The 697-nt window shown below is 61.5% G+C and carries 1 protein-coding gene; it reads left to right on the top strand.

Features of this window, described 5'->3' with window-relative positions; translation table 11 throughout:
• Positions 1–136: 136 nt before the first annotated feature.
• A partial coding sequence (locus tag A5622_RS06725) for a hypothetical protein (RefSeq protein WP_197507930.1) occupies positions 137–697 on the top strand: 561 nt, incomplete at its 3' end.

Below are 697 nucleotides of genomic sequence, written 5' to 3'. Positions count from 1 at the left end.
GTTGGTGCCGATCTGCGCGATCAGGTCGCTTTCGCTGGCAGCCTGCTGACGACCGCTCAGCACAACTTGCGTGGACGGTGACCTGACGTTGCGGATCAGCAACGGCGTCAACAAACTGTTCCGGCGGTAACGGCCAATGATCAACACCGAACTCCTCGAGGAATTCCGGAAGTACGGCATCGTGCAGAGCATGTGGCGGATGCTGCTCGGGTTCGCCGTAGCGGAAGGCGATAACCCCTCAGGTAACCCCACTTTGGGGTTCGTGGACTACCAACTCCCTGGCATCGGCACCGACCTCGACAGTCACGTGAAGGCGCTGGCCGACCAGCTTCAGTATCGGCTTCCTGTCGCCGGTCCGTTCCCCGAGGGTGGCTCCGACTACGACCAGGCCAAGTGGATGGCCGTGGTGGTGGGGCAGGTCGGCTCCCCCAGCGACTGGCAGGGCAACGCCCAGCCTTCGCAGGAGCACTACATCGAATCCATCACGTCCAACATGCCGTCCGAAGCAGAGATTTCCGCGTACCTAGACGACGACCAGGAGCAGCCAACAGTGTCCGAACTTGTTCTCGACTACGACCATTCGATCACCCCGCAGGAACAGTATTGGGATTGCGGTCCCGCGTCCACGCAAGTTGTGCTGAGCGGTCGTCAGCAGGCTGCCAGCGAAAGCGACCTGATCGCGCAGATCGGCACCAAC

It is taken from the genome of Mycobacterium sp. 1245801.1 (assembly GCF_001673055.1).
In the GTDB taxonomy this organism is placed as follows: Bacteria; Actinomycetota; Actinomycetes; order Mycobacteriales; family Mycobacteriaceae; genus Mycobacterium; species Mycobacterium europaeum_A.
Note: the sequence above shows the minus strand (reverse complement) of the source record. Positions and strands in the feature narration are given on the sequence as shown.